The 21,493-nt window shown below is 64.7% G+C and carries 17 protein-coding genes; 9 read left to right on the top strand and 8 right to left on the bottom strand.

Going from position 1 to position 21,493, the window contains the following annotated elements; genetic code table 11:
• Positions 1-111: 111 nt before the first annotated feature.
• The gene (locus CCR94_RS19500) at positions 112-1,575 is read left to right on the top strand and encodes an amino acid permease (RefSeq protein ID WP_104509489.1); all 1,464 of its coding nucleotides are present in this window, start codon (positions 112-114) and stop codon (positions 1,573-1,575) included.
• Here the strand turns inward: CCR94_RS19500 and CCR94_RS19495 are convergent.
• The 3 genes from CCR94_RS19495 to CCR94_RS19485 form a co-directional block, all read right to left on the bottom strand.
• Positions 1,557-2,318, bottom strand: coding sequence for an ABC transporter permease (locus CCR94_RS19495; protein ID WP_104509488.1), 762 nt, complete (start codon positions 2,316-2,318; stop codon positions 1,557-1,559). The genes CCR94_RS19500 and CCR94_RS19495 overlap by 19 nt on opposite strands.
• Positions 2,315-3,241: an ABC transporter ATP-binding protein gene (locus CCR94_RS19490; protein ID WP_104509487.1), complete on the bottom strand. Its 927-nt coding sequence runs from the start codon at positions 3,239-3,241 to the stop codon at positions 2,315-2,317. The genes CCR94_RS19495 and CCR94_RS19490 overlap by 4 nt, the downstream gene beginning before the upstream one ends.
• A 124-nt stretch (positions 3,242-3,365) precedes the next feature.
• Positions 3,366-4,439, bottom strand: coding sequence for an OmpA family protein (locus tag CCR94_RS19485; protein WP_104509486.1), 1,074 nt, complete (start codon positions 4,437-4,439; stop codon positions 3,366-3,368).
• Positions 4,440-4,699: 260 nt separating this feature from the next.
• Here CCR94_RS19485 and rpsO point away from each other — a divergent pair, with 260 nt between their 5' ends.
• Positions 4,700-4,969 carry a 30S ribosomal protein S15 gene (gene rpsO, locus CCR94_RS19480; protein WP_104509533.1) on the top strand — a complete coding sequence of 90 codons (270 nt, stop codon included), beginning with the start codon at positions 4,700-4,702 and terminating at the stop codon, positions 4,967-4,969.
• 224 nt (positions 4,970-5,193) lie between these two features.
• Positions 5,194-7,353 carry a polyribonucleotide nucleotidyltransferase gene (pnp, locus tag CCR94_RS19470; RefSeq protein WP_104509484.1) on the top strand — a complete coding sequence of 720 codons (2,160 nt, stop codon included), beginning with the start codon at positions 5,194-5,196 and terminating at the stop codon, positions 7,351-7,353.
• Positions 7,354-7,423: 70 nt separating this feature from the next.
• Here the strand turns inward: pnp and CCR94_RS19465 are convergent, their stop codons facing one another.
• On the bottom strand, positions 7,424-9,283 hold the full coding sequence (locus tag CCR94_RS19465) for a hypothetical protein (RefSeq protein ID WP_104509483.1): 1,860 nt from the start codon (positions 9,281-9,283) through the stop codon (positions 7,424-7,426).
• 173 nt (positions 9,284-9,456) lie between these two features.
• Here CCR94_RS19465 and rfbF point away from each other — a divergent pair, with 173 nt between their 5' ends.
• Genes rfbF through CCR94_RS19440 form a run of 5 tightly spaced genes read left to right on the top strand, consistent with a single transcriptional unit; the run spans position 9,457 to position 15,242 of the window.
• A complete protein-coding gene (gene rfbF / locus CCR94_RS19460) occupies positions 9,457-10,227 on the top strand; it encodes a glucose-1-phosphate cytidylyltransferase (RefSeq protein ID WP_104509482.1) in 771 nt (256 codons plus the stop codon).
• Positions 10,221-11,354: a CDP-glucose 4,6-dehydratase gene (gene rfbG, locus CCR94_RS19455; RefSeq protein WP_244594149.1), complete on the top strand. Its 1,134-nt coding sequence runs from the start codon at positions 10,221-10,223 to the stop codon at positions 11,352-11,354. Before rfbF ends, rfbG begins: the two co-directional genes overlap by 7 nt.
• Positions 11,332-12,678 (top strand): lipopolysaccharide biosynthesis protein RfbH, encoded by a 1,347-nt coding sequence (gene rfbH / locus CCR94_RS19450; RefSeq protein ID WP_104509481.1) that lies wholly within the window; start codon positions 11,332-11,334, stop codon positions 12,676-12,678. Before rfbG ends, rfbH begins: the two co-directional genes overlap by 23 nt.
• Before the next feature lies 1 nt (position 12,679).
• Positions 12,680-14,218, top strand: coding sequence for a hypothetical protein (locus CCR94_RS19445; protein WP_104509480.1), 1,539 nt, complete (start codon positions 12,680-12,682; stop codon positions 14,216-14,218).
• A gap of 43 nt (positions 14,219-14,261) precedes the next feature.
• A complete protein-coding gene (locus tag CCR94_RS19440; protein ID WP_104509479.1) occupies positions 14,262-15,242 on the top strand; it encodes a UDP-glucuronic acid decarboxylase family protein in 981 nt (326 codons plus the stop codon).
• A gap of 4 nt (positions 15,243-15,246) precedes the next feature.
• Here CCR94_RS19440 and CCR94_RS25245 read toward each other — a convergent pair whose 3' ends face one another.
• Positions 15,247-16,593, bottom strand: a complete 1,347-nt coding sequence (locus CCR94_RS25245; protein WP_158254841.1) for a lipopolysaccharide biosynthesis protein — start codon at positions 16,591-16,593, stop codon at positions 15,247-15,249.
• On the bottom strand, positions 16,590-18,089 hold the full coding sequence (locus tag CCR94_RS25240; protein WP_158254840.1) for a radical SAM protein: 1,500 nt from the start codon (positions 18,087-18,089) through the stop codon (positions 16,590-16,592). The genes CCR94_RS25245 and CCR94_RS25240 overlap by 4 nt, the downstream gene beginning before the upstream one ends.
• Before the next feature lie 86 nt (positions 18,090-18,175).
• Between CCR94_RS25240 and CCR94_RS19430 the strand changes: the two genes are divergently transcribed.
• On the top strand, positions 18,176-19,138 hold the full coding sequence (locus tag CCR94_RS19430) for a glycosyltransferase (protein WP_158254839.1): 963 nt from the start codon (positions 18,176-18,178) through the stop codon (positions 19,136-19,138).
• An 8-nt stretch (positions 19,139-19,146) separates the two neighbouring features.
• Here the strand turns inward: CCR94_RS19430 and CCR94_RS19425 are convergent, their stop codons facing one another.
• Both CCR94_RS19425 and CCR94_RS19420 read right to left on the bottom strand, forming a co-directional pair.
• Positions 19,147-20,082, bottom strand: coding sequence for a glycosyltransferase family 2 protein (locus tag CCR94_RS19425; RefSeq protein WP_104509477.1), 936 nt, complete (start codon positions 20,080-20,082; stop codon positions 19,147-19,149).
• A 7-nt stretch (positions 20,083-20,089) separates the two neighbouring features.
• The gene (locus tag CCR94_RS19420; protein ID WP_104509476.1) at positions 20,090-21,493 is read right to left on the bottom strand and encodes an NAD-dependent epimerase/dehydratase family protein; all 1,404 of its coding nucleotides are present in this window, start codon (positions 21,491-21,493) and stop codon (positions 20,090-20,092) included.

The raw sequence follows: 21,493 nt of genomic DNA, 5'->3' as shown, positions 1-21,493 counted from the left end.
CGATTCCCGCTTGCGACGGACACGAAGCACGATCGGAGCCAACCCGCCTCGTTCCGGCGCCTAAAGTTTTGGCGCGCTTAGTCTTGCTGCAAGTGGCTTGCGCGCATTAGCATGGCGCCCCGACAGGTTTGTGAGGCCGCCTTGAAACAGAATTTTTTCGCGCGCAAGACGATTGACGACGCCAGAGGCGGAACGAACGAGTCCCAAACCTTCAATCGCAGCCTCGGGCCGGTCTCGCTGGCGGCGCTGGGCATCGGCGCCATCATCGGCGCCGGCATATTTGTTCTCACCGGCGCGGCGGCCGCGCGCTATGCCGGCCCCGCCGTCGTCCTGTCCTTCGCGCTGGCCGGCTTCGCCTGCGCCATCGTCGCCCTGTGCTATGCGGAACTCGCGGCGCTGATTCCGGTCTCCGGCAGCACCTATTCCTATGTCTATATCGCGCTGGGCGAAATCTTCGCCTGGGTCATCGGCTGGGATTTGGTGCTGGAATACGCCATGGGCGCGGCGACGGTCGCGGTCGGCTGGTCCGGCTATCTGGTGAGCCTGCTCGCGAGCCTCGGCCTTCACCTCCCCGCGCAATTCACGTCTCCCCTGGTGGGGGGGGGCGGCCTGTTCAACGCGCCGGCGGCGTTGGTGGTGCTCGCCATCACCAGCCTGCTCGTGCTGGGCACACGCGAATCCGCTCGCGTCAACAATGTGATGGTCGGCTTCAAGCTGGCGGTGGTGCTGGTGGTGATTATCGCCGGCGGTTTGCACGTTGTCCCGGCGAACTGGGCGCCGTTCCTCCCCGAAAACGCCGGGGAGTTCGGCCATTTCGGCTGGAGCGGAGTCTTGCGCGGCGCGGCCGTCGTTTTCTTCGCCTATATCGGCTTCGACGCCGTGTCGACGGCGGCGCAGGAGGCGAAGGATCCGCAACGCACCGTGCCCGTCGGCCTGATCGCTTCGCTCGCCGTCTGCACCGTGCTCTACATCGGGGTATCCGCCGTGCTGACCGGCGTGGTTCCCTTTGCGGCGCTCGACCGGCCCGATCCCATTTCAGCGGTGATCGACGCCATCGGCTTGCCCTGGCTGGCGGTGGTGGTGAAATTCGCGGCGCTTGCCGGCCTCACCACGGTTATTCTGGTGCTGTTGTTCGGGCAGGCGCGCATTCTCTTCGCCATGGCCAATGACGGCCTGCTGCCCGGCTTGTTCGCCCGGATCAATCCGCGTTTCCGCACCCCGGCGGCCAGCCAGGCGCTGGTCGGCCTCTGCGTCGCAGCGCTCGCCGGCCTGCTTCCCATCGATGTCCTCGGCGAAATGGTCAGCATCGGCACGCTCGCGGCCTTCGCCCTGGTCTGCATGGCCGTGATGTATCTGCGCCACAGCCATCCGGAAACGCCGCGTCCGTTCCGCGTGCCGGGTTCGCCGGCCCTTCCCGCGCTCGGCGTGCTCGCCTGTCTCGGCCTGATGGCGGGCCTGCCCTGGGAAACCTGGGCGCGGCTGTTCATCTGGCTCGGCGTGGGCATGGCGGTCTATTTCGCCTATGGCCAGCGTCACGCGAAAAGGGGAACGCCCGTTCAGGTTCGCAGCCGGTAGCCCGTCTTGAAAATCCAGACCACGACGGCCGAACACAAAACCAGCATGCCGAAGGTGAGGGCGAGGCTGATCAGCGGCGCCAGCGTGGAGATGCCGTAAAAAGCCCAGCGAAACCCTTCGATCAGATAGACGATGGGGTTGAACAGGGCGACCTGCCGCCACACGCCCGGCAGCATGTCGATGGAATAGAAGGTGCCGCCAAGAAAAGTCAGCGGCGAGATCACCATCAGCGGAATGATCTGCAATTTCTCGAAACCGTCCGCCCACAGCCCGAGAATGAAGCCGAACAAGGCGAAGGTCGCGGAGATCAGCACGAGATAAAGCAAGGCCAGCACGGGATGGACGATCTCGAACGGCACGAACAGACGCGCGGTGGCGCAGATGATCAGGCCGAGGATCACCGATTTGGTCGCCGCCGCGCCGACAAAGCCGGCGATAACCTCCACAGCCGAAACCGGCGCCGACAGCAATTCGTAGATCTGGCCGGTGAATCGCGGCAGGTAGATGCCGAACGACGCGTTGGAAACGCTTTCGGTCAACACGGTGAGCAGGATCAGGCCCGGCACGATGAAGGCGCCATAGGAAACGCCGTCGATCGCTTGCATGCGCGAACCGATGGCCGAGCCGAACACCACGAAGTAGAGCGCGGTCGAAAGCACCGGCGAGGCGATGCTCTGGAAAAGTGTGCGCCAGGTGCGGCCCAGTTCCGCGGTGTAGATGGCGCGGATGGCGTAAACATTCATCGGCGTCGCCCCACCAGATCGATGAATATGTCCTCCAGCGAGGAACGCTCCGAATTGACGCTACGGAATTCGATACCCTCGGTGACCAGCGTTTTCAGCAGGGCGGCGAGGGCGGCGTCGCAATCCTGGCCCTTCTGGGTGAAGGAGAGGGTCATGCCGTCGGGCGAGAGGTCGAGTTTGGCGCCGGACAGGTTTTCCGGCGGCGCGTCGAGTTTTTGGGTGAGGCCGATGGTCACGTGAACCTGGCCGAGGCGGCGCATCAGGGCGCGCTTCTCCTCGACGAGCATGAGTTCGCCCTGGTCGATCACCCCGATCCGGTCGGCCATGTCCTCGGCCTCCTCGATGTAATGGGTGGTGAGGATGATCGTGACCCCCTGTTCGCGCAGGCGGCGCACCATCTCCCACATGTCCCGGCGCAGTTCGACGTCAACCCCGGCGGTCGGCTCGTCGAGAAACAGGATCCGCGGTTCATGGGCGAGCGCCTTCCCGATCAGCACGCGCCGTTTCATGCCGCCGGAGAGCGCGCCGATGCGCTCGTCCTTCTTATCCCACAGCGAAAGATCGCGCAGGATGCGTTCGAGATGACCGGGATCGGGCGCCTTGCCGAACAGCCCGCGCGAAAAGCGCAACGCATCCATCACGGTCTCGAATTGGTTGGTGGACAGTTCCTGCGGCACCAGCCCGATCGTTTGGCGCGCCTTGCGGTAGTCGATGGCGATGTCGTTGCCGTCCACCGTCACCTTTCCCGAACTCGCGCGCACCAGGCCGCAGACGATGCCGATCAGCGTGGTCTTGCCCGCGCCATTAGGCCCGAGCAGCGCAAAAATCTCACCGCTGCTTATTGAAAGATCTACACCCTTCAGCGCGACAAAACCGTTGTCATAAGTCTTGTTCAGGCGCTCGATGGCGAGAATCGTGGTCAAGAGCCCTTAATCCCTAAATCCCTGGCGTGAATCTGTCTGGTCAAGACAACAGGCGACCCGCAAAAAGCAAGGGCGCCGGAGCAAGATCGAACTTGCGCCGGCGCCCTCGAACCCAGCCTGCTGGTTATTTCACCGCGAATTCAATGCGGCGGTTGTCGGCTTTGCCTTCGGCGGTGTCGTTCGACGCCACCGGCTTTTCCTGACCGTAGCCGACGGCGGCGAGTTGGCCGGCCTTGGCGCCCTTGGCCTTGAGCGCATCCACGACGGCCTGCGCGCGGCTCTTCGACAGCGCCTTGTTCTTGGCGGCTTCGCCGGCGTTGTCGGTGTGGCCGGAGACCTCGACCTTGACGGTGGCGGGACAACGGGCGAGCGCCGCGCCGATCTTGCCGATCAAGGGCTTCGACTCCGGCGCCAGCTTGGCGCCGCCGGCGGCGAACTTGATGTTCTCCTTGGCGACCAGGCCGGACAGCGCGGTCTGGCACTGGCCGACGTCGAGCGGGCCGGTCGCCGGCAGGGCGGCGGCGGCGGCGATCGCGGCCGCCTTCTTGTCAGCCAGACTCGCGGGAGCGGCGGCGGCCGCCGGTTCGGGCGCGGCGACGGGTTCCTGCGCGGGGACCGGAGCCGGCTTGGCCTCTGCCGCCTTAGCCTCGGCTTTCTTGGCCTCTTCAGCCTTGGCCGCGGCGGCCTTGACTTCTTCTTCCGCCTTGGCGGCGGCGGCTTTGGCGTCCGCTTCAGCCTTGACCGCAGCGGCCTTGGCCTCTTCTTCCGCCTTGACAGCGGCAGCCTTGGCGTCCGCTTCGGCCTTGGCCGCGGCGTCCGAAGCCGGAGCGGCGGCGGTCGCCGGGGGCGGCGTAAGTCCCGTCGGGGGCGTCATGTAGAGGCCGCAGACCCACACCAGCGCTGCGACCAGCAGCGGTCCCCAGCGCAAGCCGAACTTCTTGCCGAAGCCGCCGGCCAGCGCGCCGAGCGTGAATCCGACAAAGGCGATCGCGCCGCCCTCGACCCCGACCGAAAGGTCTCCGCCGATCAGGTTGAACTCGCTGGCGAGGTAACCCAGGAGCAACAGGCCCGCCAACGGGAGAAACCAGAACGGAAAGCCGCGATCCTCCTCGTCGGGGTGCACCATCATGCCGCCGACGAACCCGATGGCCGTGACAAGAAGGAGCCAGCCCCAATAGTGGGCGAAAATATTAATCATTGCGAATTACTCCCGACGAGCCTGATTTGGTCGATACCGGGGCCTTAAACTAAACTTTTTGTTCGCTGCGTGAAGTGGGAATTTTGTGCTTTCCATAGGGAAAGTCGCTTTGTGCTGGCGATTGCGCGCGTTTGGTGTATAAGCGCGCCATTCCCGCGAACATGTTCGCTGGAGACGGAGATTTGCGACCGCGCTGGACGACATCCCGGAGCGGCCTCGAAATTTTCGAACCTCAATATCCCAATCAGAAAGGGTATCCGATGTCGATCACGGCAGAGCGCAAAACCGCGCTCATCAAGGAATACGGCGCCAAGCAGGGCGATACCGGCTCGCCGGAAGTTCAGGTCGCCATCCTGACCGAACGAATCGTCAACCTGACCGAGCATTTCAAGACCCATGCGAAGGACAACCATTCGCGTCGCGGCCTTCTGAAGCTGGTTTCGTTGCGGCGTCAGCTTCTCGACTACGTCAAGAAGAATGACGAGGGGCGCTACAAGACCCTGATCGAGCGTCTCGGCATCCGCCGCTAAAACTTTTCGCGGCCGGCTTTTGCCGGCCGCTTTTCCTTGAGGCCGCGCTTCAGGCGGGATTGCCGAAATCCCGCCACGCAAGAGGCGGTCTCACCCGCTGGCGGCAGGGGCCGCCGCGACAGGTCCGACCGGACCATGGCAGGATCACCGGATGCCGCGAAAAACGGCCTCTCGTCGTCTTGCACATGGTTGGCGCGACCCACAACCATGAGAGAGACAGACGAATGTTCGAAATCCACCGCGAAGAAATCGATTGGTTCGGCCGCAAGCTGACGCTTGAGACGGGCCGCGTCGCCCGTCAGGCCGACGGCGCCGTGCTCGCCACCTATGGCGAGACCACCGTGCTCGCCACCGTGGTCTCGGCCAAGACAGCCAAACCCGGCCAGGACTTCTTTCCGCTGACCGTCAACTATCAGGAAAAGGCCTTCGCGGCTGGCCGTATCCCTGGGGGGTACTTCAAGCGCGAGGGCCGTCCCTCCGAGCGCGAGACCTTGCTCTCCCGCCTGATCGACCGTCCGATCCGCCCGCTGTTCCCGGACGGCTATTACTTCGACACCCAGGTGATCGTGACCGTGCTCAGCCACGACATGGAGAACGATCCGGACATTCTGGCCCTGGTCGCCGTCTCCGCCGCGCTCACCCTGTCCGGCGTGCCCTTCATGGGTCCGGTCGGCGGCGCCCGCGTCGCCTACATCAACGGCGAAATCAAGGTCAACCCCACCGTTGACGAGGCCAAGACCTCCGACCTCGACCTCATCGTGGCCGGCACCGCCGACGCCGTGCTGATGGTCGAATCCGAAGCCAAGGAGCTTTCGGAAGAGACCATGCTGGCCGCCGTCATGGCCGGCCACGCCGGTTTCCAGCCGGTGATCGAGGCCATCATCCGCCTCGCCGAGCGCGCCGCCAAGGAGCCGCGCGACTTCGCCCCGGCCGAGAAGGGCGAGGTCGAGAAGGCCATCGCGGAAATCGCCGAGGCCGAACTGCGCGAAGCTTACAAGATCACCGTCAAGCAGGACCGCTACAAGGCGATCGACGCCATCAAGGCCAAGGTCAATGCCGCGCTGCTGCCCGAGGGCGGCGACGCGAAATTCGACAAGCAGCTCATCGCCGACGTGTTCCATGAATTGCAGGCCAAGGTCGTGCGCTGGAACATCCTCGACGACGGCATGCGCATCGACGGCCGCGACCTGAAAACCGTGCGCCCGATCGTGGCGCAGGTGGGCGTGCTGCCGCGCACCCACGGCTCCGCCATCTTTACCCGCGGCGAAACGCAGGCTTTGGTGGTCGCCACGCTGGGCACGGGCGAGGACGAGCAGTTCATCGACAGCTTGGAAGGCACCTACAAGGAAAGCTTCCTGCTGCACTACAACTTCCCTCCCTATTCCGTCGGCGAAACCGGCCGCATCGGCTCACCCGGCCGCCGCGAAATCGGCCATGGCAAGCTCGCCTGGCGCGCTGTTCACCCGATGCTGCCGACCTCGGCCGAATTCCCCTACACGATCCGCGTCGTGTCGGAGATCACCGAGTCCAACGGCTCGTCCTCGATGGCCACGGTCTGCGGCGCCTCGCTGGCGCTGATGGACGCCGGCGTGCCGCTCAAGCGTCCGACCGCCGGCATCGCCATGGGCCTGATCCTCGAAGGCGAGCGCTTCGCGGTGCTCTCCGACATTCTCGGCGACGAGGACCATCTCGGCGACATGGACTTCAAGGTGGCCGGCACCGAATATGGCGTCACCTCGTTGCAGATGGACATCAAGATCGCCGGCATCACCGAGGAAATCATGAAGGTGGCGCTGGGCCAGGCCAAGGACGGCCGCCTGCACATCCTCGGCGAAATGTCCAAGGCGATCACCAACGCCCGCGCGGAGCTCGGAGAGTTTGCGCCGCGCATCGAAACCATGAAGATCGCGGTGGACAAGATCCGCGAAGTCATCGGCTCCGGCGGCAAGGTGATCCGCGAAATCGTGGAAAAGACCGGCGCCAAGATCAACATCGAGGACGACGGCACGGTGAAGATCGCCTCCAGCGACGGCAATTCCATCAAGGCCGCCATCAACTGGATCAAGTCGATCGCCTCCGATCCGGAAATCGGCCTGATCTATGACGGCACCGTGGTCAAGACCACCGACTTCGGCGCCTTCGTCAATTTCTTCGGCGCCAAGGACGGCCTCGTCCACATTTCCCAGCTCGCCGCCACCCGCGTCGCCAAGACCACCGACGTGGTCAAGGAAGGCGACAAGGTCAAAGTGAAGCTGCTCGGCTTCGACGATCGCGGCAAGGTGCGGCTGTCGATGCGCGTCGTCGATCAGCAGACCGGCGAGGACCTCGAAGCCAAGGCCAAGGCGGAAGCCAAGGAAGCCGAAGCCGCCGAAGAGCAGTCGTAAGTTTTCGCGCTAAACTAAAAATGCGAAAGGCGGCCCAAGCGGCCGCCTTTTTGCTGTCTGGACCGTTCGTTCAGTTCGCGCTGTTCTCGCCCGCGCCCACAAGCTCGTAAACGTGAACCGGCGTATTCTCGACCTGTACCGGCCGCAACCACCCGGGAACGGAACCTTGCGCGATCCGCGCCGCCAGCCCGTCGGGCGACCAGCTTTTCCACGAGGCCGCCGCATCGGCACCCCAGCACAGGATGACATAGCGGGCGCCGGCCGCGCGCGCGAGAGCTTCCGCCTTGTCCGGGGGCGCGAACAGAATGTCGAGCGCGCCGCGATTGCCGCGATTGCGATGGTATGGACCGGCCATCACGCCGAGGTCGGTATGGGCCAGCAGATAGGCGCCCGGCGAAATCATGGAGACGGCGAGGCCCGGCTCCAGCGCCCGCAACGGCTCGTAGCTGGCGGAATTCATGCAGCGGTCGCGCCCGGCGCCGATATCGGTGGGCGCGGCAGGCCCGATCTCGGGAAGCTCGATCATCAGGCCCATGTTGGACAGCGCGAACAACGCGATCAGGCCGGTCAGCGCGCCAATGAGACCGCGGGTTTGTTCGGAAACGCGGCTTTCGACGGCCTCGCGGATGAAGGCGACCGGGGCCAGCAGGCCGATGGCGACCAGCGGCATCACCGTCGAGAAGATGCGGATATGCAAGGCGCCGAGCACGACGCCGAGCGCGATCTGCGCAGCCAGAAACGCCCAGCGCGCGCGGGCGCTTCCGGAGCAGCGCCAGACGCCGAACAGCGCGGCCACAAGTCCGACCAGGGTGGGCGCAACCAAGAGCAGCGCGAGATTGGCGTCGAGTTGCGCCTGTCGCACAATGGAAATGACTTCCGGATTGGGATCCAGCCAGTATTTCCGCACCAGCGGATCGATCCCGTAATAGGGATCGGCCAGACAGGCGGCCGGCATCAAGCCCAGGGGCGCAACGGCGCAAAGGCAGGCGAGGCCCGCGACGGCGAGGCGCGCGCGCGGCGGCGAGGCGGCGCCAAACCGCGCCATCAGCGCATAGGCGACGCATCCGGCAAGGCAGGCGAGCACATAGGGCGCCGAAAGCGCGTCGCAGGCGGGAAAGAACCAGTGCTTCGGACCGACGGTCGCCAGGAACAGCGGAATCAGCGCGCCGGCAAGGCCACAGGCGAAGCCGTACAGGGTTTCGCGCGCCTCCAGGCCGCGCCAGACATACAGCGCCATGGGCGCGGCGGCGACGAGGGCGAGAAAGGGCAGGTTTTCCAGCCCGATCGAAAGGCTCAGCGCGGTCATGACGCCGGAAAGCGCGGACGCCTTGCGCGTTTCGACCTTGCCGAAACAGGCCGCCATGGCCGCAACCGCGACCAGCAGCGCGGTGATCTGCGGCGCGTGATGATCGATGCGTCCGGCGGGAAATTGCCAGAACAGCACGCCGCAAAACAGCATGGCGGCGACGCCGAACAGCCGCATCGAGCGGCCGGCGAACACGCGCGCGGCGTAAAGGCCGGCGACGAAAAGCCCCATTGCGAGCAGAGCGGGAAAGGCGATGCGGGCGGCGCGCTCGGCGAGAACGCCATCGAGAAACAGCCGGAACAGCAGCACCAGCGCGGCGAGCGGCGCATCGACGACACGAGCCCAGTGCGAGAACATGCCGTGGGGCGGATCGAACCGCCAAGCCGTCATGTCGTACCAGGCCTGTCCTGCGAGGAGGTCGCGCACCTGAACCATGCGCGTGGCGTCGTCGGTGTCGTAAAAGGCGCCATGGCGCCAGATGTCGAGAACACGATCGGACCCGAGAAGGAGATAGCCGGCCAGCGCGACGAGAACCGCCAGCCAGGGCGCCCAGGCGCCAAGATCGCCCGCCCGCGCCTCGCCCGCCGCAGGCGCGCCGGAAGCGGTCCCAAAATATTGCGTCACGCCTTCGCTCCCGGAATTGTATCGGTTCCGTTCTGCCACGCGCGCCTTAAGGAACGCTTACGCAAGGGCCGCCGCAGCCCGCCTTAACGTATCCTTTACGCCGCGTCAGCCATGCTGGCCCCGGAACGATGGCCCGATTCCCACGCGGGTTCGCCGCGAGTCGAGGCAATTTCATGAAGGTGGTTATCCTGACCGGCGGGATGGGCACACGGCTTGCCGAGGAAACGGCGGTCCGGCCCAAGCCCATGATCGAGATCGGCGGGCGTCCGATTCTCTGGCACATCATGAAAATCTATTCGGCGCATGGCTTCAACGAATTCGTGATTTGTCTCGGTTACAGAGGCTATTACATCAAGGAATTCTTCTCGAACTACTTCCTGCACATGTCGGACGTCACCTTCGACATGCGCGCCAACCGGATGGAAGTGCATCGCGAACATGCCGAACCCTGGCGCGTGACGCTGATCGACACCGGCGAGAAGACCATGACCGGCGGTCGCATCAAGCGCATTCGCGATTTTGTCGGAGATGACGACGCATTCGCCCTCACTTACGGCGACGGCGTGGGCGACATCGACCTCACTCGCCAACTCGCCTTCCACCGCGCCCATGGCAAACTCGCCACCGTCACCGCCGTGCGGCCGGCCAAGCGCTTCGGCAGCATCGCACTCGACGGCGCGCGCGTCACCGCCTTCACCGAAAAGCCCGATGACGAGGGCGGCTGGATCAGCGGCGGCTTCTTTCTGCTGTCGCCCAAGGTCTGCGACCTGATCGACGGCGACGACACCGTCTGGGAGCGCGAACCGATGAGCAGGCTCACCGCCATGGGCGAGCTTCAAGCCTACAGCCATCCCGGTTTCTGGGCGCCGATGGACACGTTGCGCGACAAGACCTTTCTCGAAGAGCAATGGGCGAGCGGGGCGGCGCCATGGAGGGTATGGTGATCGACTCAGGGTTCTGGCGCAGGAAACGCGTCTTTGTCACCGGCCACACCGGCTTCAAGGGCGCGTGGCTGTCGCTGATGCTGGCGCGGCTGAACGCCGAGACCACCGGCTACGCCCTCGCCCCCCCCACCGACCCGTCCCTGTTCGATCTCCTGTCGGTCGGCGACACGCTTGAAGATGTGCGCGGCGACGTCAACGATCTCGACAGGCTGCGCCGCGTCATGATCGCCGCCGATCCGGAAATCGTCATCCACATGGCGGCCCAGCCGCTGGTGAAATCCGGCTATGCCGATCCGGTCGCCACCTTCCAGACCAATGTGATGGGCTCGGTCAACGTGCTCGAAGCCGCGCGCGCCTGCCCCAATCTGCAAGCGCTGGTCAACGTCACCACCGACAAATGCTACGACAATCGCGAATGGCTCCGGGGCTATCGCGAAACCGATCCGTTGGGCGGCCGCGATCCCTATTCCAACAGCAAGGCCTGCGCCGAACTCGTCACCGCCTCCTATCGCGCCTCGTTCTTCGCCCAAGGGGCGACCATCGCCACGGCCCGCGCGGGCAATGTGATCGGGGGCGGCGATTTCGCCGACAACCGCATCCTTCCCGACGCCGTGCGCGCTTTTGCCGCCGGTCGTCCGCTGGACGTGCGCGCGCCAAAGGCGGTGCGTCCCTGGCAGCATGTGCTGGAGCCGCTGTCGGGCTATCTCATGCTGGCCGAACAAGCCGCGCGTCACGGTGAAGCTTTCGCCGACGGCTGGAATTTCGGCCCCGGTCCCGATAGCGAGCGGGATGTCGAGGCGCTCATCACCCGCTTCATCGCCGCCTGGGGCCCCGGCGCGCGCTGGACCCCCGATCGCGCCGCGCATCCGCACGAGGCCGGTCTTTTGCGCCTCGACGCCAGCAAGGCGCGCGAGAAGCTCGACTGGCGGCCGCTGCTGAGCTTCGACGAGGCCGTGGACTGGACGGCGCGCTGGTATCGCGCCCACGCAACGGGCGCGGACGTGCGCGGAAAAACCTTCGACCAGATCGACGCCTATCTCGGTCAGCGTGTGCGGTTGACCTCTCCCTTTCCCGCGCATGAGTCGGGCGCGACCCAGGAACAGCATGCAGCCGAAAGAATCGCCTGAAGCCGAAGCCCTGCGCGCGCAAATCCTCGATCTGGTCGGGCGCTACCACGACCTCGCGCACCGCCAGCCTGCGTTCGCGCCGGGCGCGAGCGTCCCGGTCTCCGGCCGGGTCTATGGCGCGCGCGAAATGCAGACTCTGGTCGATGCGGCGCTGGATTTCTGGCTGACCACCGGACGGTTCAACGACGCCTTCGAGCAAAAACTCGCCGCGCGCGTCGGAGCGAAATATGCGCTGACCGTCAATTCCGGCTCCTCGGCCAATCTGGTGGCTTTCTCGGCGCTGACCTCGCCGCGCCTGAAAGACCGCCAGATCAGGCCGGGCGACGAGGTCATCACCTGCGCCACCGGCTTTCCCACCACCGTCAATCCGGCGATTTTTTGGGGCGCGATTCCGGTTTTCGTCGATGTGGACATCCCCACTTACAACATCGATGTCGCCGCGCTCGAGGCCGCCATCGGTCCCAAGACAAAAGCGATCATGGTCGCGCACACGCTGGGCAATCCGTTCAACGTCAAGGCGATCAAGGCGCTCTGCGACAAGCATGGCCTGTGGCTGATCGAGGATTGCTGCGACGCGCTCGGCGCCACCGTCGATGGCCGGCATGTCGGGACGTTCGGCGACATCGGCACGCTGAGTTTTTATCCGGCCCATCACATCACCATGGGCGAGGGCGGAGCCGTCTTCACCGACAATCCGCAACTCGCCAAGATCATGGAGAGTTTTCGCGACTGGGGCCGCGACTGCTATTGCGCGCCCGGCAAGGACGCCACCTGCAACAAGCGCTATGGCTGGAAACTCGGCGATTTGCCCCAGGGATACGACCACAAATATGTCTATTCGCATCTCGGCTTCAACCTGAAGATCACCGACATGCAGGCGGCGGTGGGACTGGCGCAACTCGACCGCCTCGAAGATTTTATCGCCGCCCGCCGTCGCAATTTCGAGCATCTGAAACACGGCCTGCGCGGCCTTGAAGATGTGTTGATCCTGCCCGAGGCGACGCCTGGGACGGAGCCGTCCTGGTTCGGCTTTCCACTCACGCTGCGCGAGACCGCGCCGGTTTCGCGCGACGCGCTCGTCCAGCAACTCAACGCGGAAAGGATCGGGACGCGGCTTCTGTTCGGCGGCAATCTCGTGCGCCAGCCCTACATGAAGGATCGCGCATACCGCATCGCCGGCGCGCTCGCCAACGCCGACATCGTCGTGGACCGCACCTTTTGGATCGGTGTCTATCCCGGACTCGAGGTCGCCCATCTCGACCACATGATCGACGCCATGCGCGAAGCTTTGCGCCGTCCCGCCGCAACCCGCCAGAGCGCCTGACATGACGGCGACGGACGCCTTGCCCCAAGCCAAGCCCGAGGCCGTCGTCGTCACCAACCGGGCGGTCTTCAACGCCGCCGGGCTGGTTTTCGTCGCCGGCAATGCGATCTGGGCGACCGGCCTAGCCGCGCCGGCGATGATCGCGGTTCTCATCGGCTGCTGTGGCGTCGCCGCGCTGCTGCTGACCCATCGCGCCTCCGGCGTCCTGCTCGATGCGCCGATTGACGCGCGCTTGTTGGGAACCTGCGGCCTCGTCGCGCTCACGCTGTGCCTGCTTGGCGGCGAAACGCATCTGTTCTGGGCCAACGCCGATTGGCTGACGCGCGACGCCGTGCTCGCCGATGTCACGCGCCATGTCGCGCCGGTATATTACCGGCTTGGCGACGAAACTTACTTTTTGCGCGCGCCGCTCGGCATGTACATGATCCCCGGCCTCGTCGGACATTTTTTCGGCCTGATGGCGGCCCATGTCGTGCTGCTGGCGCAGAACGCGCTCCTGCTCGCCATTGTGCTCTACCTTGCCGCGATCCTCGGCGGCGGCCTCGCCATGGCGTTGCTGCTGGTTGTCTTCAGCGGCCTCGATCTGCTGCCGTGGTTTTCCTCCATCATCCACGACTACGTTCAGACCGGCGTCTGGACCATGCGCGGCGAACCGGAATGGTGGGCGCGCCTGTTCCAGTATTCGGCCCATGTCACCCAGATTTTTTACGTGCCCAACCATGCCTTCCCCGGCTGGTTCTTCGCGCTGGCGGTGGTGGCCGTGGCGCGGCGCGAACTCGATCTCGGCGCCTTGGGCGCGATCTTCGCGGCCTTGCTGTTCTGGTCGCCGCTCGCGCCGCTGGCGGCGCCCGCCTTCCTCGTGTGGTTCGTCTGGCGCGACCGCGCGGAAGCGCCGAAATCGCTTCGGTTCTGGCTCGGCGGCGCGGCGGCGGCCTGTTTTCTGCCCGTGGCCGTCTATCTGGTGGCCGACGCCGGCTCCATCTCCCATGACGCGGTTGCGCGGGCGACCGGGTTCTGGAGCACATATTCTCTGTTCCTTCTGGTCGAAATTCCCCATGCGCTGTTTCTCGCGGCGCTGTGGCCCCGCGTGCGACCGGAGTTGAAGCCGCTCCTGGTCATTTCGGTTGGGTTTCTCCTGCTGCTGCCGCTTTACAAATTCGGCCCCAGCAACGATCTCGTCATGCGCGGCTCGATCGCGCCCTTGTTCCTGTTGGCGTTCACCTTCATTTCGACCTTGCTCGCCCTCGAACCCACCCAACGTCTCGCGCGCATGACCGGCCTCGCGCTGGTCATTGTCGGCGCGGGGGGCCCGCTGATCGAAATCTCGGAAGCCCTGCTGCTGCCGCGCTACAACATCAGCGCCTGCAATCTGATCACGGCGACCGATGAACTGACCCCTGGCGGCGTCCCCACCAATTACATCGCGCCGACCAGAGGCGCGCCGGGCTGGTTGCTGCCGCAACCCACCCGCGACGAATCGTTCGAAACAATGGGCGCCGGTCGCTGCTGGCCCGATCATCCAGTCCTCAAGGACCGCTGACCGGGCCTGAAGCGCAATCACGTCCCCACTCAGGAAAGTCAAAATGCACAAGAGAATTCTCGTGACGGGCGGCGCAGGCTTTCTGGGGTCGCATTTGTGCGAACGGCTGCTGGAGGCCGGGCACGACGTTCTCTGCGTCGATAATTTCTTCACGGGCACACGGCGCAATGTGACCCATCTGCTCGACCACAAGGCGTTCGAGTTGCTGCGTCACGACGTGACCTTCCCGCTCTATGTCGAAGTGGACGAGATCTACAATCTCGCCTGCCCGGCCTCGCCGATCCATTACCAGTTCGATCCGGTGCAGACGACCAAGACCAGCGTCATCGGCGCGATCAACATGCTCGGTCTCGCCAAAAGGCTGAAGGTCAAATTCCTTCAGGCCTCGACCTCGGAAGTGTATGGCGATCCGAGCGTGCATCCCCAGCCCGAGGAATATTGGGGCAACGTCAATCCGATCGGATTGCGCTCCTGCTACGACGAAGGCAAGCGATGCGCCGAGACCCTGGTGATCGACTATGTCCGGCAGCACAAGTTGAGCGCCAAGATCGTGCGCATCTTCAACACTTACGGCCCGCGCATGCATCCCAATGACGGCCGCGTCGTGTCCAATTTCATCATGCAGGCGCTCAAGGGCGAGGAGATCACGATTTTCGGCGACGGCGCGCAGACCCGCTCGTTCTGCTATGTCGACGACCTCATCGAGGCGATGATCCGCATGATGGCGACCGGGCCGGAAACCGTCGGGCCGATCAACATCGGCAATCCCAACGAATTCACCATGCTGCAACTGGCCGAGCAGGTCATCGAACTGACGGGTTCCCGATCGCGCGTGACCTTCCGGCCTTTGCCCTCGGACGACCCTCGGCAGCGCAAGCCCGACATCGCCAAGGCCAACGAGATCCTCGACTGGCGCCCGACGATTCAGTTGCGGGAAGGTCTTGGCAAGACCATCGCCTATTTCGAGAATTACCTGCGCAACAACGAACCCTCCCGCGCGATCGGCGCCATCCGCGCCTGCTGAGACTTCACGCCGTGTCGAGCGCCTCGTCTCGCGCGGCGGCCGCGGTCGAGACGCCCTGCCGCAGCCAGCGCCGCAGCCAGACCACATAGGCCGGCGCGACAATCAGGGCATAGGCGAGTGGGGTCGCCCCGACGATCCCGGCGACGCCAAGGACCGGAGCCAAGGCAAATTTCAGCGCGAAGGCGACGACGCCGAGCGCGAGAGCCATGCGGGCCTGAAACCAGACCGCGCCGACCCCGTTCAGCAGGACATCGACCACGCGGCCCATGCTCAACGCGATGATCCATGCGGAGGCTGCCAACAGGATGGCCCGGTCGATCTCTAGTTCGCCGTTCATCCAGATCGCAACGAGGCGCTGTCCAAACAGGACGAGAACGGCGCAACCGGAAATGGCGCAAAGACCCACGATGCCGAGGGCGGTGAAAATGTGGCGGCGAACCCAGGAATGATCGCCGCGCGTCGTCGCATCGGTAAAGGCGGGCCAGAGCGGCTGCGTCACCACCCAAAGCAGGCCATAGGCGGTCAGGCACGCCCGCTGCGCCACGGCCATGCGCGAGGCCGCGTCCGACCCGAGCGCCGACAAAGTGATCACGCTGTCGAGATTGATCGACAGCATGGCCGCGAGGCCGAGCAGGAAGAACGGCGCGCCGCTTCGCAGCAGGCGGACGAAACACGCGGCCGCGCCGGCGCCCCAGTTTGGAAGCAGTTCGGGATGCCGGACGAAGAGATGGACGGTGCTACAGGCATTGGCGACGAGGAGGCCGCCGGCCGTGATGGCCACATACCAGCGCACGTCCGCGCTCTCGCGCGTGAGCGCGAACAGGCCGCAAACCGTGATGATCGTCTGGAACGCTTCCCAGATCAACGCCATGTTGAAACGCTGCAAGCCGGTCCAGATATTGCCGGAGAGGCTGAAGGGAATGTTGGCCGCGAGGCACAGCGCCGAGATCAGATAGGCGTCCGCCGTCTCCCGCGCGGCGACTGCGGGGATGATCGTGAGCGCGAGCACGACGCCGATGGCGCAAAGGGCGCACGCCAGCGCCACCGCCGCCCCGATTTCACGCCGGATTTCCGCAAGGTCGCCCCGCGCCCGATTGCGGGCGACGCTGGTCAGCAAGGCCTGCCCCACGCCGAAATCCACGGTGACGGCCATCCACGACAGCGACACGGCGGCGGACCAGACGCCAAACCCGTCCCGGCCGAGCATGTGCAGGACGAGCGGCATGATGAACAGCACGCTCGCGATCTGAAGCAGGCGCTGACCGACGCCCACCACGGACGAAGTGACGGCGCGCCGTCCGCGTTTCTCCTCGGGCGCGGCGAGCGAAGAGGGCGCCCGCGCCGGCGTCACACCGACACCTTGTTTCCCTTCCAGGCGCCAAAGGAGCCGCGCGCCGCTTCCTTGCCGCGAATCTTGCGATTGAACCAGACCCAGCGCTTGAGCAGGCGGCGCAGGAACATGCCGACGTCCGAAAGCACGTAGTCCTTCTTCTTCCAAGACTTCAGCGTCACGACCTTGCGCGCCGGATAGGCGCTGGCGAGATTGAAGAGATCGCCGCCGTTGCGCAGCGACAGGGCGCGGAAGTTGAAGAACTGATAGTCCAGCGTGGTTGGGCCGCCGCCATGGATGACGCCGGGGTTGAACACGCAGGTTTTGGCGAAGTCCAGGAACTCCACGGGCATGGCCGCGTCCTTGCAGAGCAAGGCCCAGTCCTTGCCGTTTGTCGCGGCGATCAGATCCTTGAGCGCATGCGCGCCGGAGACGAAAGGAACCCCCGCCTGTTCCGCGAGCGCCGCCGCGTTTTCGTCGCGGGAGGCGATGGCGGCGAGCCGGCCCGCCGCTTTCATCGCGTCGATCAGCGCGCGCGCGGCGTCGTCCTTCAGGGCGCAGGTCAGCCAAAGCACTTCGGTGATCTTGTGCGGCGTCATGCGGTCGCGGACCTTGCCCATCCGGGTTTCCTGATCGTCCATATAGGGCATGTGGGTCTGGATGATCGAATGCTTGTCCTTTTGCCAGACCTGGGGGTCGAACACATTGACCAGCCCCTTGCGCAGTTTGGGGCTCTTGATGCCTTCGAGTTTCTCGGCCCAGACGGGGGAAACGTCGTCGCATTGGTCGCGCGCGTCACGGCTCGGCATGGGCAGGCAGGCGCTGCACATCTCGCACCAGTTAAGCTGGTCCCCAAAATCTTCCGGCTTGCGTTGCCACCAGCCCGGCTCGATCTTCCAGCCGCCGGGGCCGCCCAGCGTCGCGTCCATGGCCGCCGCCACCTCGCAGAAGAAAGCGCCCTTGGGCGTGATCGACGCGCTCCACAGGTTCTGCACCCAGCAGCGATCGCGCAGCTTGAACCATTCCTCGTCGGGAATGCCCAGCTCCTTGCGGGTCACCAGTTGGGTCTGGTGCAGGCTCGGCTTGGAATGATCGTTCAGCGACTGGTAGGCGAACGTGTCCTGGATGAGTTCGAAATGCTCGTAATATTTCGGCGGCATCATCGACCACAGACCGCGCTTGTTGCTGTAATCGGTGTGCCAGGTGTTGGCGAGGACGTGGCGCATGTAATCGCCGGTCGGCTTGTAGGAGCCGGTCGTATGATCGTCGTAGCCGACGTTGGCGCGATAATAGTCCATGAAGCGCGGAAATTCGGGATGGATGGTCGGCTCGCCGCCCATGACGCCGACGATGCCGTCAAATCCCTTCAGGGAATCGACGGCCGCCTTGAAGGTCTCGAAATCCATGAAGAAGGGTTCTTCATGATGCCCGCACAGACGCGTGCAGCCCGAACATTTCAACGGGCAGGCGTTCGTGATCTCGATCTGGATGACCTTCATGTCGGCGGGCGACTTCATGCGTCGGTTCCTCAAAAAGCACGAATCAGGCTATGCTACGTTAGCTGGCAGGCTTTAAAGGGTCGTTAACAAGCGAGACCAAGTATTTGCACTCAGATACTCAAATAGACATTGTATTTCCCTGCTACAATGCGGCGCAATGGATCGATCATTTCATTGAAGATCTGTCCACATTGGATTGCGCGTGGCGTCTGGTGGCGCGCGATGACGGCTCGGCGGATGCAACCGCCGACGTCCTGAGGAAATGGCGGGACCGCCTGGGGCCGCGTATGCTGCTCGTCGATGGCGAGGGACCCTCGCCCAATCTCGGCATTATCGGCAATTACAACAAGGTCCTCGCCGCCACGACCGCGCCCTGGATTCTCACCGCAGACCCCGACGACCGCTGGTTGCCCAACCGCGTGGCCCTGACGCTTGGCGCCTTGCGCGCGGCGGAAGCGAAATTCGGCGAACACACGCCCATCGCCATCAGCACGGACGCACAGGTGGTCGATCACGAGGGGCGCCTGGTCGCGGCCTCATACTGGCGCTGGACCCGAAGCGGTCCGCCCGCCCGCTCGTCCACGCGCCGCACGGCGATGGAATCGGCCGCGCTGGGTTCGACCATGGCGGTCAACCGCGCCTTGCTCGCGCAGGCGCTGCCCATGCCGCCGGGCGCGGTCTATCAGGACTGGTGGATGGCTCTGGTGGCGATCGCGTTTGGCCAGCTCATTCTTTTGCCCGATATCACCATGCGCTACCTCCGGCATGGGGCCAACGCCACCAAGGATCCGTTCACGTCGTCCTTGTCGGGCGCGCTCGGCCGCCTCGTGTCCGCGCCGACAAGCGCGCGCCAGCGCGTCCAGCACGTGCTCGGTCAGGCGTCACGACAGGCCGGCGCCTTCGCCGATATTCATGCCGCGCGATTGCCTGCGGATGAATTGGCCGCGTTGAAAGCGCTCGCACGTTTTCCGCAGCTCGGGCCGCTCGAACGGAGGCTGGCGCTGGTCCGGCACGGACTCTGGTTCAACTCGTCCTTGAAGAATATCGGCCTGTTCTTGCTCGCCTGACCGGGGACTCAATCGAAATTGACCCGCTCCTTCTCGACGACCAGAGGAAACCCGCGCGCATATTGCAGCAGCAGGCCGACATATTCGCCGAGCAAGCCCAGCGCTAGAAGCTGCACGGCGCCCAGGAAGAAAGTCGCCAGCAGAATGGGGGTGACGCCGATCGGCACCTGGCTCCAGAACAGCAATTTCACGCAGAGATAGACGAAGGCGCTGAGCAGGCTCAAGCCGGCGACGACAAAGCCGATCACGGTCATCAGGCGCATCGGCGCCTTGGAAAAAGTCGTCAGGCCGATCAGGGCGAAATCGATCAGGTCGAACAGGCTGTGGCGGGACTTGCCGTGCTTGCGCTCCGGCTGGTCATATTCGACGATGGCCCGCTCGAACCCGATTTCGGAAACGAGGCCGCGAAAATAGGGCTCCGGCTCGTAGAGCGTGCGCACGACATCCATGAACTGGCGGTCGTAGAGGCCGTAGCCCATGAAATTGGGAATCTGCTCGATCTTGGAGAGGCGCTTGATCAAGGCATAAAAGGTTTTCCGCGCCAGTCCGATGAAAAACCCTTCCGTCGCGCCGCGCCGCACCGCGATCACCGCCTTGTAGCCCGCCTCCCATTGCCGGACCATGGCCGGCAGGATCGACGGGGGCGTTTGCAAGTCGGCCAGCACGGTCGTCACCGCGTCGCCGCCTGCCTGCAAGGTCGCGTGGTGCGGCGAGCGCTGCGGCCCGAAATTGCGCGCGTTGACGATGATTTTCACGCGCTTGTCGCGCGCCGCGATCTCCTTGAGAATCGCCACGGTGCGGTCGGTCGAACAATTGTCGATGAAGATATGCTCATAGGCGTAGTTGGAGAGTTCGCTCTCCATCACCTTGCGACAGGCCTCATGGCATTCGGCGATGCCGGCCTCCTCGTTGTAGCAGGGCGTGACGATGCTGATGGTTTTCATCGGGAGCTTATGTCCGTTCGCTGAGGGCCCGCATTTCGCCGAGCGAAATCAGCCGGTCGTCGATGTAATAGTCGCCGGCGGGCTTGCCGAAGCGCAATTCATGATATTTCAGGCCCCATCGGGCGAATTGGTCGCGTGTCGCCTGCAACCAGTCGAGGCCGGTGGCTGAACCGCGCGCGGTGAACATGACGATGCGATGGCCCTGGTCGTGGAGGCGGTTGACGATCTCGATCGTCCCCGTCAGCGGCGTGCAGAGGTTGTAGTCGTTGCTCGGAGTCAGGCTGGCGACCACGCCATCGACATCGACCACGAAAGTCAGTTGCTTGCCGCCGCCATGCTCGTTGCGGTGAACCGGCGCGGGTCGGCGCGTCGTCTCTTGCTCGCGCGCGTAAGCCGCCGTGCGGGCGACCGCTTCTTCAAGACCGGTCCAGACGTCGAGGCCAAGGTCGCGCCGCGCCTTGTCGATCGCGGGGATATAGCGCGACCGCAGGCCGCCGGCGCCCGGCGACTGAGCCATCTTCACGCCGGGAGCGCCAAGGCGTCGGGCAACCAGATGCGCGAGATCTCCGAGGGAAATGGCCGCGTCCGAGCCGACATTATAGGCCGCGCCGCTCTCGCCTTCGACCAAGAGTCTTATGAGCCAGGCGGCAAGATCGGCGGCATAGAGATAAGAGCGCAGCGGCGTCCCGTCGCCCTTGACGAGGATCTCGCGGCCCGCCAGCGCATCCGCAATGAAATTGCCGATGGCGAAATGGCCGTCGAGCGGCAGGCCCGGCCCGACAAAGGCGAAGGCTCGGGCGATCACGGTTTGCAGACCGTCGCGCGCGGCGACGGCGCAAGAATTCTCCGCCAGTCGCTTGGCTTGGCCATAGGCCGTGCGCGGATCGAGCGGATCGCAGGCGCCGGCGTAATCTTCGGGGATTTTTTCGAGATCGCCGGGCTGCGCGCCATAGACAGCGCCAGAGCTGACATAAAGCAGCCGCTTGACCCCGGTCATTTCGGCGAAATCCAGCACGCGCCGCGTCCCGTCCACGATAGAGCCGACGAGACGGCGCGGGTTGCGGTCGGCCTCGGCGCTGGTGTCCGTCGCCGCATGGATGACATGGGTGAAGCGGCCCTTGGGAAACTCGAAACAGCCGACATCGCCTTCGCAAAACCGCAGCCACGGCAGGTCGGCGAAATCGGGATGCTCGGCGCGAAATTTTTCAGGCGCGCGCGAAAGGACCGTCACGTCGCATTGGAAAAGTTTTTCCGCCCGCGCGTGGACCAGCAAGGCCAGCAACCAGCGGCCGAAAAAGCCGGTGCCGCCGGTGAGGAACAGCGAGGCGCCGTCGAGCGCCGCCAGCGCCGGCTGAACCCGGCCACACGCCTGGTCGAGATCGGAGACGGAAAAGCCGTCCAGCGTCCGCAT

The sequence above is a fragment of the Rhodoblastus sphagnicola genome (assembly GCF_002937075.1).
GTDB lineage: Bacteria > Pseudomonadota > Alphaproteobacteria > Rhizobiales > Beijerinckiaceae > Rhodoblastus > Rhodoblastus sphagnicola.
The sequence above is the reverse complement of the archived record's forward strand: the minus strand, read 5'-3'. Positions and strand labels throughout refer to the sequence as shown.

Excerpts from the sequence above, each read along its gene's own strand:
- CCR94_RS19500 (WP_104509489.1), top strand. The coding sequence starts at position 112 with ATGGCGCCCCGACAGGTTTGTGAGGCCGCCTTGAAACAGAATTTTTTC.
- CCR94_RS19495 (WP_104509488.1), bottom strand. The coding sequence starts at position 2,318 with ATGAATGTTTACGCCATCCGCGCCATCTACACCGCGGAACTGGGCCGC.
- CCR94_RS19485 (WP_104509486.1), bottom strand. The coding sequence starts at position 4,439 with ATGATTAATATTTTCGCCCACTATTGGGGCTGGCTCCTTCTTGTCACG.
- rpsO (WP_104509533.1), top strand. The coding sequence starts at position 4,700 with ATGTCGATCACGGCAGAGCGCAAAACCGCGCTCATCAAGGAATACGGC.
- pnp (WP_104509484.1), top strand. The coding sequence starts at position 5,194 with ATGTTCGAAATCCACCGCGAAGAAATCGATTGGTTCGGCCGCAAGCTG.
- rfbF (WP_104509482.1), top strand. The coding sequence starts at position 9,457 with ATGAAGGTGGTTATCCTGACCGGCGGGATGGGCACACGGCTTGCCGAG.
- rfbG (WP_244594149.1), top strand. The coding sequence starts at position 10,221 with ATGGTGATCGACTCAGGGTTCTGGCGCAGGAAACGCGTCTTTGTCACC.
- rfbH (WP_104509481.1), top strand. The coding sequence starts at position 11,332 with ATGCAGCCGAAAGAATCGCCTGAAGCCGAAGCCCTGCGCGCGCAAATC.
- CCR94_RS19445 (WP_104509480.1), top strand. The coding sequence starts at position 12,680 with ATGACGGCGACGGACGCCTTGCCCCAAGCCAAGCCCGAGGCCGTCGTC.
- CCR94_RS19440 (WP_104509479.1), top strand. The coding sequence starts at position 14,262 with ATGCACAAGAGAATTCTCGTGACGGGCGGCGCAGGCTTTCTGGGGTCG.
- CCR94_RS25240 (WP_158254840.1), bottom strand. The coding sequence starts at position 18,089 with ATGAAGTCGCCCGCCGACATGAAGGTCATCCAGATCGAGATCACGAAC.
- CCR94_RS19425 (WP_104509477.1), bottom strand. The coding sequence starts at position 20,082 with ATGAAAACCATCAGCATCGTCACGCCCTGCTACAACGAGGAGGCCGGC.
- CCR94_RS19420 (WP_104509476.1), bottom strand. The coding sequence starts at position 21,493 with ATGCGGACGCTGGACGGCTTTTCCGTCTCCGATCTCGACCAGGCGTGT.